Below are 16,031 nucleotides of genomic sequence, written 5' to 3'. Positions count from 1 at the left end.
GCACGTCACCGGGCATCAAGAAGTCGTAAAGGCACCCGATCGGGGCATCAAGAGGCCGTCAGGCAGGGGCCACGATGGTCTGTACCAGGCGCAGTGTTGCGGGGTCCTGGTCACCGATGGGGTGACCTGTCCTGAGAGGTGCCTAGTGGCCGACTTGCTCTACGCCGTGCTCCTGATCGGCGTATTCGTGGTTCTCGCGCTGACCCTTCGCGGCCTGGAAAAGCTGTGACCGGCACGGGAACCGTGGCCAACGTCGTCGGCGGACTGCTGGCGCTGGGGCTGATCGTCTATTTGTTCATCGCACTGGTCAGGCCGGAGAAATTCTGATGTCAGACACCGCGGCCGGCCTCCTGCAGGCCGGCCTCCTCCTCGTCGCGCTCGCCGTGGTCTACCGGCCACTGGGCGACTACATGGCGCGCGTCTTCTCGACGGAGAAGCACACCAAGGCCGAACGTGGCCTGTACCGCCTGTTCCGGGTGAACCCCGGATCGGAACAGCACTGGAAGACCTACGCGTCCGCCGTGATCGGCTTCTCGTTCGTCTCCGTCGTGCTCCTGTACCTGCTTCAGCGGCTTCAGGCGATCCTGCCGTGGAGCCTGGGCAAGGAACCGGTCTCGCCGGCGGTCGCCTTCAACACCGCCGTCAGCTTCGTGACCAACACGAACTGGCAGTCCTACAGCCCCGAAGCGACCATGGGTCACTTCGTGCAGATGGCCGGGCTGACCGTACAGAACTTCCTGTCCGCGGCCGTCGGCCTTTCGGTCGCCATCGCGGTGGTCCGCGGCTTCGTCCGCTCGAAGACCGACCGCCTCGGCAACTTCTGGGTGGACCTGACGCGCGGCACGATCCGGATCCTGCTGCCGATCGCCTTCGTGGCCGCGATCGCGCTGATCGCGCTCGGCGTCGTGCAGAGCCTCAAGAGTGGCGTCGACGTCCTCAACCCGGACGGCAGCACGAGCAAGATCGCGCTCGCCCCCGCCGCGAGCCAGGAAGCCATCAAGGAACTCGGCACCAACGGCGGCGGCATCTTCAACGCCAACTCCTCGCACCCGTTCGAAAACCCGAACGCCTGGACCAACCTGATCGAGATCTTCCTGATCCTGGTCATCCCGGTCTCGCTCACCCGCACGTTCGGCAAGCTCGTCGGCAACACCAAACAGGGCTACGTCCTGCTGTCGGTGATGGCCGGGCTGTGGACCGCGATGCTCGCGGTGACCTGGCTGGCCGAAGCCAACGCGAGCGGGCCGGCGTCGCTGGCCGCCGGGGCGAACATGGAGGGCAAGGAACAGCGGTTCGGCATCGGCCTGAGTTCGCTGTTCGCCAACAGCACCACGGGCACGTCCACCGGCGCGGTCAACAGCATGCACGACAGCTACAGCGGACTCGGCGGTGGCGGAGCGCTGCTCAACATGCTGCTGGGCGAGATCTCGCCGGGCGGGGTGGGCACCGGTCTCTACGGCATCCTCGTGATGGCCGTGATCGCGATGTTCCTCGCCGGGCTGATGGTCGGCCGGACACCGGAATACCTGGGGAAGAAGCTCGGCAAACGCGAGGTCACCTGCGCGGCGGTCTCCATGCTCGCCATGCCGACGGTGGTGCTGCTCGGCGCCGGGATCGCGCTGATGAACCCCGGCAACCTGGCCGCCTTGAACAACCCGGGCGCCCATGGGCTTTCCGAGGTGCTCTACGCCTACGCGTCGGCGGGCAACAACAACGGCAGCGCGTTCGCGGGGATCACCGTCACCAACGACTGGTTCCAGTCCTCGCTCGGCGTCGCCATGCTGCTCGGCCGGTTCATCCCGATCCTCGCCGTGCTGTGCCTGGCCGGATCCCTTGCCTCGCAGAGGAAGGCTCCGGAGACCGCCGGCACGCTACCCACCACCGGACCGCTCTTCGGCACGATGCTCGCGGGCACGATCGTGCTCGTCGCGGCCCTCACCTTCATCCCGGCGCTCGCGCTCGGGCCCATAGCGGAAGCACTGGCATGAGTCGCGGCACGCACCGAGACCACAACGCGCGCGTTGGTCGGCAGATCCCGCTATCGGGGCGGCAGGGTGCTATTACATCGGACTCGCGCTTCATCCGGAAACCGCGCTCTGGCGACGCGATCGCGGCCGCGCGCAAACTCGCGAAGGACACATCACTCGCATGACCGCCACTCAAGAACGCACCCCTGAAGAGATAACGCAGCACCACGTGGAGAACACCGGCCGGGTCGGCGCGGGGATCTTCAGCCCGCGCCAGCTGCTGACCTCGCTCCCGGAGGCGCTGCGCAAGCTCAACCCCAAGCACCAGCTCGGGAACCCGGTCATGTTCGTGGTGTGGATCGGCTCGGCGCTGACCACGGTCTTCGCGATCACCGACCCGAGCGTGTTCACCATCCTCATCACGATCTGGCTGTGGTTCACCGTCCTGTTCGCGAACCTCGCCGAGGCCGTCGCGGAGGGCCGGGGCAAGGCGCAGGCGGAAACCCTGCGGCGCAGCAAGAAGGAGACCGTCGCGCGCCGTCTCACCGAGGACGGCGACGAGGAGACCGTGCCGGGCGCCGACCTGCGCGTCGGCGACCTCGTGGTCGTCGAGGCCGGACAGGTCATCCCGGGTGACGGCGACGTCGTCGAGGGCATCGCGACCGTCGACGAATCGGCCATCACCGGCGAGTCGGCCCCGGTCATCCGCGAATCGGGCGGCGACCGGTGCGCGGTCACCGGCGGCACCACGGTGCTCTCGGACCGCGTCGTCGTGAAGATCACCACCAAACCCGGTGAGTCCTTTGTGGACCGCATGATCGCTTTGGTGGAAGGCGCTTCCAGGCAGAAGACGCCGAACGAGATCGCGCTGACGATCCTGCTCTCGACGCTCACGATCATCTTCCTGCTCGCCGTGGTGGCCTTGCAGCCGATGGCGGGCTACTCCGGCAGTCAGCAGTCCGTGATCGTGCTGACCGCGTTGCTGGTCTGCCTGATCCCGACGACGATCGGCGCGCTGCTGTCCGCGATCGGCATCGCGGGGATGGACCGGCTGGTGCAGCGCAACGTGCTCGCCACGAGCGGTCGCGCGGTGGAGGCCGCCGGTGACGTCTCGACGCTGTTGCTGGACAAGACCGGCACGATCACCTTCGGCAACCGCAAGGCCACCGAGCTGATCCCGGTCGGTACCTCCACCGTGGGCGACATCGCCAAGGTGGCCAGGTTGTCCAGCCTCGCCGACGGCACGCCGGAAGGCCGCAGCATCGTCGAACTCGTCGCCAGGGAACACGGGCTCGCGGAAACGGCGTCCGACGACGAGAAGCTCGCGGACTTCGTCGAGTTCACCGCGCAGACCCGGATGAGCGGCATCGACATCGGCGAACGCCAGGTCCGCAAGGGCGCCACCGCGGCGGTGCGGGAGTGGGTCCGCGAACGCGGCGGCGAAATGCCGGACGAGACCGAACGCGTCGTCGACGAGATCAGCCAGCAGGGCGGGACCCCGCTGGTGGTCGCCGAGTACGACGGCGCGCAAGCGTTCGTGCGCGGCGTGATCCGGCTGTCCGATGTGGTCAAACCCGGGATGAAGGAGCGGTTCGTCCAGCTCCGCGCCATGGGCATCAAGACCGTCATGATCACCGGGGACAACCCGCTCACCGCGAAGGCCATCGCGCAGGACGCGGGCGTCGACGACTACCTCGCCGAAGCCAAGCCCGAAGACAAGATGGCGCTGATCAAGAAGGAACAGGAGGGCGGGCGGCTGGTCGCGATGACCGGCGACGGTACGAACGACGCCCCGGCGCTCGCGCAGTCCGACGTCGGCGTCGCGATGAACACCGGGACCTCCGCCGCCAAGGAGGCGGGGAACATGGTGGACCTCGACTCCGACCCGACGAAGCTGATCGAGATCGTGGAGATCGGCAAGCAGCTGCTGATCACCCGCGGCGCGCTGACCACCTTCAGCGTCGCCAACGACCTCGCGAAGTACTTCGCCATCCTGCCCGCGATGTTCACCGGTATCTTCGCCCAGCTCGGCGCGCTCAACGTCATGCAGTTGGCGACGCCGAAGTCGGCGATCCTCTCGGCGGTCATCTTCAACGCCCTGATCATCGTCGGGCTGATCCCGCTCGCCCTGCGCGGCGTCCGGTACAAGCCGTCGTCGGCCTCGGCGCTGCTGCGCCGGAACCTGCTGGTCTACGGCCTCGGCGGGATCGTCAGCCCGTTCCTCGGGATCTGGCTGATCGACCTGCTCGTCCGTCTCATCCCTGGAATCGGGTGACTCATGAACGCACTGCTGAAACAGACCCTCGCCGGGCTGCGTGTCCTGCTCGTCTTCACGGTCCTGCTGGGCGTGGTCTACCCGCTGGGTGTCTGGGCGATCTCCCGGATCCCCGGCCTCGAAGGCAACGCGGAAGGCTCGATCATCACCCAGGACGGGCAGGCCGTCGGCTCGGCCCTGATCGGCGTCGACCCGGTCGCCGCCGACCCGGCCAAGGACCCGTGGTTCCACAACCGCCCGTCCGCGGGCTCGAAGGACGTCCTCGGTCCCGGTGACCCGTCGTCGTCCGGCGCGTCGAACAAGGGCCCGTACAACGAAGACCTGGTCTCCGCGATCGGTGAGCGCAAGAAGCTCATCGCCGCCCGCGAGGGTGTCCAGGAGTCGCGGGTGCCCGCCGACGCGGTGACGGCGTCGAGTTCCGGGATGGACCCGGCGATCAGCGTCGCTTACGCCGACCTCCAGATCCCGCGAGTGGCCAGGAACACGGGCCTGTCCGAGGAGAAGGTCCGGCAGCTCGTGGCGGAGAACACGAGCGGCGCCGGTATCGGTGTGCCGGGCGTCAATGTGCTGAAGGTCAACTTGGCCGTGCGCGACGCGGCCGGAGGAGCACACTGACAGACGTGGACGAGAACACGACCAAGCCGCGCCGGGGTGAGCTGAGGATCTACCTCGGCGCGGCCCCCGGCGTCGGCAAGACCTACGCGATGCTCGGCGAGGCGCGGCGACGCCTCGATCGGGGCACCGACGTGGTCATCGGCCTGGTCGAGACGCACGGGCGGAAGAAGACCGCGGAACTCGTCGAAGGGCTGGAGACGGTGCCGCGCCGCCGGTCGGCGCACCGGGAGCACGAGTTCGAGGAGATGGACCTCGACGCGCTGCTCGCCCGCGCGCCCGAGGTCGCCGTCGTCGACGAACTCGCGCACACCAACGTGCCGGGTTCGCGCAACGAGAAGCGCTGGCAGGACATCGACGAGCTGCTCGCCGCCGGGATCGACGTCCTGTCCACGGTCAACGTGCAGCATCTGCAGAGCCTCAACGACGTCGTCGAGCGGATCACCGGCGTCACCCAGCAGGAGACGGTGCCCGACGAGGTCGTGCGGCGGGCCGAACAGCTGGAGCTGGTGGACATCACGCCCGAAGCGCTGCGGCGGCGCCTGGCGCACGGCAACGTCTATCCGGCCGAGCGGATCGACGCCGCGCTGGGCAACTACTTCCGTCCCGGCAACCTCACCGCGCTGCGGGAACTCGCGCTGCTGTGGGTCGCCGACCAGGTGGACGTCGCGCTCCAGCGGTACCGGGCCGAGCAGAAGATCACCGACACGTGGGAAGCACGCGAACGGGTGGTCGTGTCCATCACCGGCGGACCGGAGAGCGAGACGCTCATCCGCCGCGCGAGCCGCATCGCGAACCGCGCGGGCGCCGAACTGCAGGTACTGCACATCCTGCGGGGTGACGGGCTCGCCGGGATGGGGCCGACGGCGGTCGGCAAGTACCGGAAGCTGGCCGAAGAGGTCGGCGCGACCTTCCACACCGTCGTCGGCGACGACGTGCCGACGGCGCTGCTCGACTTCGCGCGCGGGGTGAACGCGACCCAGCTGGTGGTCGGGACCTCGCGACGGTCACGCGTGGCGAGGCTGTTCGACGAGGGCATCGGCGCGGCCGTGGTCCAGCGGTCCGGCCCGATCGACGTCCACATGGTCACGCACGACGAAGCGGGCGGACGGCTGCGCGCCCGGTTCAACCGGAGCCCGCTTCCTTCCTCGCGGCGGCTGGCGGGCTGGGCGCTCGCCGTCGTCCTGCCCGTCTTGGCGACGTTGCTCGGCGTCATGCTGGAGGAGCAACTCGATTTTTCGACCGACGTGGTCGTCTACATGCTGGCGACGGTACTGGTCGCGCTCGCGGGCGGGCTCGGGCCCGCGCTGCTCGCGGCGGTGTTCTCGGCCGGTCTGCTGAACTTCTTCTTCACCCGGCCGCTGTACACCCTGACCGTCCACGAACCGCGGAACGTGATCACGCTGGTCGCGATGGTGCTGGTGGCGGTCCTCGTCGCGGCGGTCGTCGACACGGCCGCCCGGCGCGCGACACTGGCGGCGCGGGCGCGGACCGAGGCGGCGCTGCTCGCTTCCTATGCGCGGACGGTGCTCACGCACACCAACCCGATCGAGCGGCTGCTGGAGAAGGTCCGAGAGAACTTCGGCCTGACTTCGGTGACCCTGCTGGAAAAGCGGGACGGGAAGTGGAAACGGGTGGCGAACGCTGGCACGGACCCGTGCACCGACCCGGATCAGGCCGACGTCGACATCGCGGTCACCGCCGACGTCCACCTGACGCTGCGGGGCCGCGCGCTGCCCGCGTCGGACCGGGGAGTGCTGGAAGCCGTCGCCGGGCAGGCACTGCTCGCCCTGCGGCAGCAGCGGACGGCGAAGGCGGCCATCCGGGCCGAGCGCAAGGCCGAGGCGACCGAGCTCCGCACGGCCCTGCTGTCGGCCGTCGGACACGACCTCCGGACCCCGCTGACGTCCATCAAGGCGGCCAGCGGAAGCCTGCGCGCGACCGACATCTCACTGTCCGAAGAGGACACTGACGAGCTACTCGAAGCGATCGAGGAATCGGCGGACCGGCTGGCCGGGCTGATCGACAACCTGCTCGACTCATCCCGGCTGGCGACCGGCGCGGTGCGCCCGCACCTGCGCCCGGTCGGTTACGACGAGGTCGTCTCGCACGCCCTGTCCAATGTGGACAACTCGGCGTCGGTCGTCGTCGCGATCGACTCGCGGCTGCCGTCGGTCTGCGCCGATCCAGGCCTGCTGGAACGCGTGGTGGCGAACGTGATCGACAACGCGCTGCGGCACGGTGCTTCGGGCGAGCCGGTGTCGGCCCGCGCCAGCACGCATTCGAATCACGTCGAACTGCGCATCGTCGACCACGGGCGCGGGCTCAAGAAGGGCACCGCGGACTCGGCGTTCGCGCCGTTCCAGCGGCTCGGGGGAGACCGGGACAGCGTGCCCGGCGTGGGACTGGGGCTGTCGGTCGCCAAGGGGTTCACCGAGGCGATGGGCGGGCGGATCCGGGCGGAGGACACGCCAGGAGGCGGGCTCACCGTCGTCATCTCGCTGCCCGCATATGTTGGTCAGGATCCGGAAAAGAGCCTCCTCGCTTTCGACGACGAGGACCTCGAGAACGAAGAGGAGGAGCGAGTGCGATGAGCGCAGACACCGCGTCGGCGACCGTGCTGGTCGTCGACGACGAACCGCAGATCGTGCGAGCCCTGCGGATCAACCTGTCCGCCCGCGGCTACAAGGTGATCACCGCACACGACGGGACGGCCGCGCTGAAGGCGGTCGCCGAGACCAAACCCGACGTCGTCGTGCTCGACCTCGGCCTGCCCGATCTCGACGGCACCGAGGTGATCGCCGGGCTGCGCGGCTGGACGACCGTGCCGATCATCGTGCTGTCCGCGCGTGGCGACTCGGCCGACAAGGTGCAGGCCCTCGACGCCGGCGCCGACGACTACGTCACCAAACCCTTCGGCATGGACGAACTGCTGGCGCGGCTGCGGGCCGCCGTGCGCCGCTCGGCGTCGTCCGGTGTGGACGGTGCGGACGCGGTGGTGGACACGGGATCGTTCCGGATCGACCTCGCGGCGAAGAAGGTGCGCCGGGACGGCAAGGAAGTGCACCTCACCAAAACCGAATGGGGAGTGCTGGAGCTGCTGGTGCGCAACCGCGGCCGTCTGGTGGCGCAGAAGCAGCTGCTGCACGAGGTGTGGGGCCCGAGCTACGAGACCGAGTCGCACTACCTGCGGGTGTATCTGGCGCAACTGCGGCGGAAATTGGAACCGGAACCCTCGCGGCCGCGGCACCTGCTGACGGAGCCGGGAATGGGGTACCGCTTCGAAGTGTGAGCCCGTTCGAATGGCGGCTGACGCGTTGCGAACCCTGCCGCAAAGTAGTGAAGGCCTCCTTCCCTACCCTCAAGGTAGGCAAGGAGGCCTTCACGACCCAAGGCTTACCGGGCGCTGCTCGTGGACGTGTCGGTGCTCGACGTGCTGGACCGGCCCGGCGTCGACTCGCTGGGGGCGCCGCTGGAGCTGGAGCCGCCACCCGGCGGGGTTTCATCCGTCGTAGTGGGCGTCGTAGTGGGCGGTGTCGTCGTGGTTGTCGGCGGATTCGAGGTCGGTGGCTTCGGCGAGCTCGGTTTGGTCGGCGTCGTCGGCGGCAGGACCGTGTGCGTCGGCTCGCCGCCGCCCGGGGTCGTCGCAGGCGGGGGCGGGGTGACGACGCTCGTCGTCTCCTTGCCGTCCGCGCCGACCGAGGTCACCGTGGTCGGCGGCGCCGTCGAGCTGGAGGGCGCACCCGGGGTCGGCGAGCCGCTGACGGTCATCGGGCCGCCGGGGACGGCGTTGCCCGGGACCAGCTGGACGCCGGCGGGGGCGATGCCCTGTCCGCCGCCGGGGACGCCGGTGCCGCCCGCGGTGGCGGAGACACCGGGGCCCGCGAGTTCGGCGATCGCGGCGAAGGCCGTCGCCACCACGAGGCCGCTGACGCCGAGTACGGCGTAGCCTGCGCGGTTGAGCTTGCCGGTGGCGCCGCGCGGCGGTGCCACGGACACGCGTGCGCTCGGATCAGACCCGTCGGGACGGGGCATGTGCTGGCTCCTCGGATGGGGGGCTTCGGGGAGTTCGGCTACCCGGGCGAGGTAGCCCGAAGTGGGGACCCGGCGCGGAGATTATCACCGCCGCTTCACCGTCTGCGAACTACAGCGAACGTTGTGTTCACCCTCCGCGTTCATCCGCATGGTGCACGATAGGGGACGTGAGTGAAGAAGTAACGCACACCAGGCTGACCGCGTGGGCGCACGGCCGGGTGCAGGGTGTCGGTTTTCGCTGGTGGACCCGCAGTAGGGCGCTTGAGCTGGGGTTGGTCGGCAGTGCGGCCAATCTGGCGGACGGGCGTGTCGAGGTGATAGCGGAGGGTGATCGTGAACACTGTGAGCGGCTTTTGGCCGCCTTGCGATCCGGGGAATCACCCGGAAGTGTGGATCACGTCGTCGAGCGGTGGTCGCCCGCGAAAGGCGGGCTTCGCGGGTTCGTGGAGCGCTGAAGCCCCGCGTCCCACGATCACCGTGAGCACACAGGTAGCCTGGGTCGATTGAAAGACCGGTTCCCGCAGCCAGAGGGGGCAGCACGACGTGCACCTGAAGAGCCTGACGCTCAAGGGCTTCAAGTCCTTCGCCTCGGCGACGACGTTGCGTTTCGAGCCGGGCATCACCTGTGTGGTCGGGCCGAACGGCTCCGGCAAGTCGAACGTCCTCGACGCGCTCCGCTGGGTCATGGGCACCCAGGGCGCGAAGGACCTGCGCGGCGGCAAGATGGAGGACGTCATCTTCGCCGGGACCGCCGGCCGTGCCCCGCTCGGGCGCGCCGAGGTCACCCTCACCATCGACAACGCCGACGGCGCGCTGCCCATCGAGTACTCCGAGGTCTCGATCACCCGCCGGATGTTCCGTGACGGCGCGAGCGAGTACGAAATCAATGGCGACCGCTGCCGCCTGATGGACGTGCAGGAACTGCTGTCGGACTCCGGTATCGGCCGCGAGATGCACGTCATCGTCGGGCAGGGGCAGCTTTCGGCGATCCTCGAATCGAAGCCCGAGGAGCGCCGCGCCTTCATCGAAGAGGCCGCCGGCGTCCTCAAGCACCGCAAGCGCAAGGAACAGACCCTGCGCAAGCTCGCGAACATGCAGGGCAACCTCGACCGCCTCGGCGACCTCACCACCGAGCTCCGCCGTCAGCTCAAACCACTGGGCAAGCAGGCCGAGATCGCCCGCAAGGCGCAGTGGGTGCAGTCCGAACTGCGCGACGCGCGGCTGCGGCTGTTCGCCCACGACCTGGTCACCCAGCGCGAAGGCATCGCCAAGGAAGAGGCGGACGAGCGTGTCGCGCGTCAGCGGCGCTCCGAGGTCGAGCAGGCGCTGGAGATCGTCGCCGCCGAGGAGGCCGAGCTCGAAGCGTCGCTGGCCGAGGACGCGCCGAAGCTGGCCGCCGCACAGGAGACTTGGTACAAGCTTTCCGCCTTGACCGAGCGGTTGCGGGGCACCGTGCGGCTCGCGCTGGAGCGTCAGCGGCACCTCTCGTCCGACGTGCAGCAGGCGAGCACCGGCCGCGACCCCGACGAGCTGCTCGCCGAGGCCGAGCAGGTCGCCGAACGGGAGCAGGAGCTGAACGAGGCCGTCGCCGAGGCCCGGATGGTGCTTTCGGAGACCGTCCAGCGGCGCGAGCAGCTCGAACATCTCGTCCAGGCCGCCGAGCGCGCGCATATGGCCGCCGTCCGCGCGATCGCCGACCGCCGGGAAGGTCTCGCGAAGCTGTCCGGTCAGGTCGAGGCGCTGCGCAGCAAGAACGGCGCCACGTCCGACGAGATCGACCGGCTCACCGTGTCGCTCGAAGAGGCGGCCGAGCGGGCGGAGATCGCCGTCGAGGAGCTCGAAGAGGCCAAGGCCGCCGGTGGCGTCGAGGAATCCGACGACTCCGACCTGCAGGCCCATCACGACCGCGCCGTGGAGGCCAACAACGCCGCCAAGGCGCGGGTCGAGGAGCTGGTCAAGGCCGAGCGGGCCGCCGAACGTGAGATCGCGTCGGAGAAGGCCCGCGTAGAGGCGTTGTCGATGGGCCTGCGGCGCAAGGACGGTGCCGGGGCGCTGCTCGGCGCGCAGCACGAACTGCCGGGCCTGCTCGGTTCGGTCGCCGCGCTGCTCACCGTCGAAGCCGGCCACGAGGTCGCGCTGGCCGCGGCACTCGGCCCGGTCGCCGACGCGGTCGCGGTCAACGGTGGCGAAGACGCACTCGCCGCGCTGAAGTTCTTGAAGGACCACGACTCCGGGCGCGCGGGGATCCTGCTCGGCGGCCTGGAGTCCACTGTGGACACGAGCGGCTGGCCTTCGCTTCCCGAAGGCGCGCACTGGGCGCGTGAAGTGGTCACCGCGCCGCCCGCGTTGCGGTCCGCCGTCGAGCACGCGCTCGATCGGGTGGCCATTGTGGACGGTCTGGAGTCGGCGCGCCGTCTCGTCGAGGTGTATCCCGAAGTCAGCACGGTCACGCCCGAAGGCGACGTCTTCGGCGCGCGCTGGGCGGTCGGTGGTTCCGCCCGCAGCGAGAGCGTCATCGAGGTGCAGGCCGCGGTCGACGAGGCGGGCGATCGGCTGAGCGCCGCCGAGCGCGCGCTGGAACGCACCGCCGCGGAACTCGAAGGCGCCCGCGCCGGACAGGCTGCCCGGCGCGAAGAGGTCGGCAGGGCCAAGGAAGCGCTCGGGGACGCGAAGGTCCGCAAGGCGCGCTCGTCCGAGCGGCTGAACCGGATGCAGCAGGCCGCGCGTGCCGCGCAGGCCGAAATGGACCGGCTGAGCAACCAGCGCGCCAAGGTCGAGCAGAGCCGCGAAGAGGCGCTGCGGCAGCTCGCCGAACTCGAAGAGCGGCTGGCCGCCGTCGCCGACCAGGAAGTCGACGAGGATCCGGACACCGCCGAGCGCGACCAGGCCGCCGAAGACCTCGGCACGGTCCGCCAAGAGGAGATGGAATCCCGGCTCGCGCTGCGTACCGCCGAGGAGCGCGCGCGGAGCATCCAGGGCAAGGCCGAATCGCTCCGCCGGGCCGCGCACGCCGAGCGGCAGGCACGCGAACGCGCCGAAAAGTCCAGGGCCGCGCGGAAACGCGGCGCCGAGATCGCCAACGCGGTGGTCAACGGCGGCGAGATCGCGCTGGAGCGCATCGAGGTCTCCGTGCAGCGCGCCGCCCACGAACGGGACGAGGCGCAGGCGCAGCGGCAGTCGCGGGAGACCGCGCTGACCCAGGTCCGCAGCAAGGTCCGCGAGCTGACCGGCGAACTCGAGAAGCTCACCGACGCCGTCCACCGTGACGAGGTGCTGCGCGCCGAGCAGCGGCTGCGGCTGGAACAGCTGGAAACCAAGATCGCCGAAGACTTCGGCATCGGTCTCGAGGACCTCGTCGCCGAGTACGGCCCGGACGTTCCCGTGCCGCCGAGCGCGGGGGAGATGGCCGAGTACGAGGCCGCCAAGGAACGCGGCGAGGACGTCACCCCGCCGCCGCCCATGCCGTTCGACCGCGACACCCAGGCCCGCCGGGCGAAGCGCGCGGAGAAGGACCTGAGCCTGCTGGGCAAGGTCAACCCGCTGGCGCTGGAGGAGTTCGCGGCGCTGGAAGAGCGCTACAAGTTCCTCTCGACCCAGCTCGAAGACCTCAAGGACACCCGCAAGGACCTCGAAGCCGTCATCAAGCAGGTCGACGAAAAGATCCTCGAGGTCTTCGCGTCGGCGTACGAGGATGTCGCGCGCGAATTCGAGACCGTGTTCGGCGTGCTGTTCCCGGGTGGCGAGGGGCGCATGGTGCTCACGCAGCCCAACGACCTGCTTTCCACCGGTGTCGACGTCGAAGCGCGCCCGCCGGGCAAGAAGGTCAAGCGGCTCTCGCTGCTCTCCGGTGGCGAGAAGTCGCTCGTCGCCGTCGGCATGCTGGTGGCGATCTTCCGCGCCCGGCCTTCGCCCTTCTACGTCATGGACGAGGTCGAGGCCGCGCTCGACGACACCAACATGCGGCGGCTGATCGGGCTGCTGGAGCAGCTGCGGGACTCGTCGCAGCTGATCATCATCACCCACCAGAAGCCGACCATGGAGATCGCCGACGCGCTGTACGGCGTTTCGATGCAGGGCGACGGCATCACGAAGGTGATCTCGCAGCGGCTGCGTACCTCCGAAGAGGACCCGGTTCCCGCTTAGCGCGTGCTATGAAAGGCCCCTTCATTGCAAAATTTGCAATGAAGGGGCCTTTCATGTCGTCCGGGACCGGCTAAACCGGCGTGGACTCCTTCACGTCCGGCTCGGCCAGCGGGTCCACGCTCCCGTGCCGCAGCGACAGCAACCCGCCCACCACGAGCGTGATCACCACACCGCACAGCGTGTACCACGGCCACGCCAGCGCCACGGTGTTCCCGGACGCCTTGCTGAAGTCGACGCCGATCAGGCTGCCGTCCGGTTTGTTGAACTTGACACCCAGGATGAGGAAGGCCATCACGATCACCGTCGACACGAACGCCACGATCGCGTCCGCCTGCCTCGCCCGCTTGATCAGCAGGCCCAAGAGGAACGCGCCGAGCAGCGCGCCGTAGGTGTAGCCGGTGATGCCGAGCGCCTGCACCACGATCGGGTCGGCCGAGGTCTTGTTGGAGGAGGCGAAGAAACCCGCGCACAGGATCAGCGCGCCCGCCCAGACGATCGTCCAGATCCGGCCGTGCTTCAGCCGGTCGGCTTCCGGGAGCTCCCGGCCGATCACCCGTTCGTAGACGTCGGTCACCGTGGACGAGGCCAGCGCGCCGAGCGACGAACTCAGTGCGGCGGCGAGGATCCCGGCGATCACGAACCCGGACAGACCGCTCGGCAGGTCGTTCACGATGAAGTTCGCGAACAACTCGTCCTTGTTGGCCAGCCCCAGTCCTTCCGGCTTCGGCTTCGTCGGGGCGAGACCGTTGTACAGCGCCCACAGCAGCACACCGATGAACAGGAACAGCGCGAACTGCAGGAACACCACGAAACCGCTGGCGACCAAGGCTTTCCGCGCGGCGCGCAGATCGTTGGTGGCCTGGAGGCGCTGCACGATCAGCTGGTCCGAGCCGTGCGAGGCCATCGAGAGCACCGCGCCACCGATCAACGCGGTGAAGAACGCGTACTGGCCGGTGAGCATGTTCGAGGAGAAGTCGAAGATCTGGAACTTGTTCGCGTCGACGGCCTTGCCGAACCAGCCGTCGGGCAGCCTGCCGGAGATCGCCCAGATCACCACGACCGCGCCGAGGACGTACCAGAGCATCTGGATCGCGTCGACCCAGACGACCGCGCGGACCCCGCCGAAGAAGCTGTAGAGCACCATCGCGATACCGAGTCCGACGACGATGGTCCAGTACGAGACGTTCAGGCCGTAGGCCGCCATCACCACCTTGATCGGGATCGCGGTGGCGAACAGCCGGATGCCGTCGGCCAGCGTGCGGGTGAGCAGGAAGGTCACCGACGCGGTGCCCTGCAGCCCGCTGCCGAAGCGCTTGCCGAGGAAGGCGTAGGCGGTGACCAGATTGCCCGCCACGTAACGCGGCAACAGCACCATCGACACCACGATCCGGCCCGCGATGTACCCGATCGCCAGTGCCAGGTACGTCATCCCGCCGTCGCCGGGGGTGGCGATGTAGGCCACCGTCGGCACGGAGAGCACGGTGAGGGTGGACGTCTCCGCGGAGACCACCGAGAGGCAGGCCACCCACCAGGAGATCTTGCCTTCGCCGACGAAGTAGTCGGAGCCGGATTTCTGTTTGCCGCCGATCCAGACGCCCAGCAAGGGCATGCCGACCAGAAAAAGCCCGATGATCGCGAGGTCAAGTGCGCGCATCCGTATCTCCTATCGCTCGCCGGTCTTCGCCGCTACCCGTAACCGGGTCACGGTTGAGCTGTGCGGCGCGGGAAGCCGCAGGGGACCCGCGCCCGGGGTGATGCTGCCGAGCAGCCGGTCGCCGCGGGCGCCGGTCGCCGACGGGAGATTCCCCGGGACGCCGGACCAGGTCAGCCAGCCGAGAAGAATGGTCAGGTATGCCTCTTTGCCCGCGCGGGGCAGCCCGTGGTCGTCGCTGGTCTTCAGCGCCGTATCCGGCAGGTTCCTGGCGAGCGCGGCCATCAGCGCCGGGTTGTCGGCGCCGCCGCCGGAGACGATCACCGTGGCGATGGAGTGGCGACGGCATTCCGCGGCGATGGTCACGGCGGTCAGTTCGGTCAGTGTCGCGAGGAGGTCTTCCGCGCCGATCGGCGGGAGCCCGTCGAGCGCCTTGTCGAGATACGTGGCGTGGAACAGTTCCTTGCCGGTGGACTTCGGCGGCGCGGCCGCGTAGTAGGGCTCGAGCAGGAGTTTCGCCAGCAGGTCGGGCCGCACCGTTCCGCGCAGGGCGAGCGCACCGTCGATGTCGGCGCGCAGCCCGGTGACGCGGTGCGCGGCGATGTCCATCAGCGCGTTGCCCGGTCCGGTGTCGTAGGCGAGGACGGCGCCGGCAGTGCCGTTTTCGGGGACCACCGTGATGTTCGCGATCCCGCCGATGTTCAGCGCCGCGACCGGGCCGGAAGCGGCCATTTCCCGTAACCACAACGCGTCCAGCGTGCTGGCGAGCGGCGCGCCGTGCCCGCCGGCGGCGACGTCCCGGACGCGCAGGTCGGCCACCACCGGCAGTCCGGTGCGTTCGGCGATCCACGCGGGGTTCCCCAGTTGCAGCGTGCCGCGCGCGATGCCGTCTTCGACCCAGTGGAACACCGTCTGGCCCAGCGAGGCGACGACGTCCGCCGCGCCACCGGCCAGCTCCTCGACCCCGCGCACGGCGGCCTCGGCGAAGGCCTGGCCTACCAGGGTGTCGAGTTTCGTGAGCTGCCCGGCGTCGCAGGGATTCGGCGGCAGGGCGGCGAGCAAGGTCTCGCGGAGCTCTTCGGGATAAGGGACTTCCAGTCGGCCGAGCGGGGAGAGCACCACGGTGCCCCCGTCGGCGTGCAGTTCGGCGGCCGCCACGTCGATCCCGTCGATCGACGTGCCGGAGATGAGCCCGATCACCCGGACCCCAGTGCCGGAAGAAACCGTCATTCGGAGTGGTCTAGCCGTCGTTCCGGAGATCGCGCAAGCCGGACCGTTTCTTCTTGTCCGAAATGAGTCCTATCCGGTGGATGCTTGACAAGATCGGCTTCCTTCCCGTGGGGCGTCT

General features: G+C 69.2%; 11 protein-coding genes. 9 read left to right on the top strand and 2 right to left on the bottom strand.

All coding sequences use genetic code 11. The annotated features are described in order from the left end of the window. Window positions 1-225 precede the first annotated feature (225 nt). The 9 genes from kdpF (at window position 226) to smc (ending at window position 13,032) form a co-directional block, all read left to right on the top strand. Complete coding sequence (gene kdpF, locus AC069H_RS05860; protein ID WP_020630647.1) at window positions 226-327, top strand: K(+)-transporting ATPase subunit F; 102 nt, start codon at window positions 226-228, stop codon at window positions 325-327. Next, a complete protein-coding gene (gene kdpA, locus AC069H_RS05855) occupies window positions 327-1,988 on the top strand; it encodes a potassium-transporting ATPase subunit KdpA (RefSeq protein WP_478231510.1) in 1,662 nt (553 codons plus the stop codon). The genes kdpF and kdpA overlap by 1 nt, the downstream gene beginning before the upstream one ends. Window positions 1,989-2,148: 160 nt before the next feature. Further along, window positions 2,149-4,242: a potassium-transporting ATPase subunit KdpB gene (gene kdpB / locus AC069H_RS05850; protein WP_478231509.1), complete on the top strand. Its 2,094-nt coding sequence runs from the start codon at window positions 2,149-2,151 to the stop codon at window positions 4,240-4,242. Between the two features lie 3 nt (window positions 4,243-4,245). Continuing rightward, window positions 4,246-4,857, top strand: a complete 612-nt coding sequence (locus AC069H_RS05845) for a potassium-transporting ATPase subunit C (protein ID WP_478225641.1) — start codon at window positions 4,246-4,248, stop codon at window positions 4,855-4,857. Between the two features lie 5 nt (window positions 4,858-4,862). Beyond that, window positions 4,863-7,448, top strand: a complete 2,586-nt coding sequence (locus AC069H_RS05840; protein ID WP_478231508.1) for a DUF4118 domain-containing protein — start codon at window positions 4,863-4,865, stop codon at window positions 7,446-7,448. Continuing rightward, entirely contained in the window at window positions 7,445-8,146 is a 702-nt protein-coding gene (locus AC069H_RS05835; RefSeq protein WP_478231507.1) for a response regulator, read from the top strand. The genes AC069H_RS05840 and AC069H_RS05835 overlap by 4 nt, the downstream gene beginning before the upstream one ends. A 120-nt stretch (window positions 8,147-8,266) precedes the next feature. Next, window positions 8,267-8,803, top strand: coding sequence for a hypothetical protein (locus tag AC069H_RS05830; protein WP_478231506.1), 537 nt, complete (start codon window positions 8,267-8,269; stop codon window positions 8,801-8,803). Between the two features lie 253 nt (window positions 8,804-9,056). Continuing rightward, complete coding sequence (locus AC069H_RS05825) at window positions 9,057-9,344, top strand: acylphosphatase (RefSeq protein WP_478225638.1); 288 nt, start codon at window positions 9,057-9,059, stop codon at window positions 9,342-9,344. An 88-nt stretch (window positions 9,345-9,432) separates the two neighbouring features. Further along, window positions 9,433-13,032, top strand: coding sequence for a chromosome segregation protein SMC (gene smc / locus AC069H_RS05820; protein WP_478231505.1), 3,600 nt, complete (start codon window positions 9,433-9,435; stop codon window positions 13,030-13,032). 70 nt (window positions 13,033-13,102) lie between these two features. Here smc and AC069H_RS05815 read toward each other — a convergent pair whose 3' ends face one another. Both AC069H_RS05815 and AC069H_RS05810 read right to left on the bottom strand, forming a co-directional pair. Continuing rightward, a complete protein-coding gene (locus tag AC069H_RS05815; protein ID WP_478225636.1) occupies window positions 13,103-14,686 on the bottom strand; it encodes a sodium:solute symporter in 1,584 nt (527 codons plus the stop codon). A gap of 9 nt (window positions 14,687-14,695) precedes the next feature. Then, window positions 14,696-15,913, bottom strand: coding sequence for an anhydro-N-acetylmuramic acid kinase (locus AC069H_RS05810; protein ID WP_478231504.1), 1,218 nt, complete (start codon window positions 15,911-15,913; stop codon window positions 14,696-14,698). Window positions 15,914-16,031 lie beyond the last annotated feature (118 nt).

The sequence above is a fragment of the Amycolatopsis sp. NPDC043887 genome (assembly GCF_056435665.1).
Note: the sequence above shows the minus strand (reverse complement) of the source record. Positions and strands in the feature narration are given on the sequence as shown.

Coding starts and splice junctions, on each gene's coding strand:
- kdpA (WP_478231510.1), top strand. CDS start 327: ATGTCAGACACCGCGGCCGGCCTCCTGCAGGCCGGCCTCCTCCTCGTC.
- kdpB (WP_478231509.1), top strand. CDS start 2,149: ATGACCGCCACTCAAGAACGCACCCCTGAAGAGATAACGCAGCACCAC.
- AC069H_RS05845 (WP_478225641.1), top strand. CDS start 4,246: ATGAACGCACTGCTGAAACAGACCCTCGCCGGGCTGCGTGTCCTGCTC.
- AC069H_RS05835 (WP_478231507.1), top strand. CDS start 7,445: ATGAGCGCAGACACCGCGTCGGCGACCGTGCTGGTCGTCGACGACGAA.
- AC069H_RS05815 (WP_478225636.1), bottom strand. CDS start 14,686: ATGCGCGCACTTGACCTCGCGATCATCGGGCTTTTTCTGGTCGGCATG.
- AC069H_RS05810 (WP_478231504.1), bottom strand. CDS start 15,913: ATGACGGTTTCTTCCGGCACTGGGGTCCGGGTGATCGGGCTCATCTCC.